At 41.5% G+C, this 224-nt stretch carries 1 pseudogene; it reads left to right on the forward strand.

The window, feature by feature from the left end:
- Nucleotides 1-224 (forward strand): annotated as a pseudogene (locus H5187_RS24980) (IS3 family transposase); the annotation flags it as partial.

Here is a 224-nt window from a genome sequence, read left to right on the forward strand (position 1 = left end):
CTAGCTAAATCAGACAGTAAACAGTTAAAGCAAGAAATAAAACAGCTGCAAAAAGAGCTTAATCGTAAAGATAAAGCCTTAGCTGAAACAGCGGCATTACTTGTTCTCAAAAAAAAAGCGGATGCCATTTGGGGTTTCAACGAGGACGATTAACGACGTCGACTGAGCGACATGAATTGATAAAGCTCATTACAGAAGCGCAGGATTCAGGGGCAAGGCAGAAG

The organism is Pseudoalteromonas sp. SG44-1, from assembly GCF_014164315.1.
GTDB lineage: Bacteria > Pseudomonadota > Gammaproteobacteria > Enterobacterales > Alteromonadaceae > Pseudoalteromonas > Pseudoalteromonas rhizosphaerae.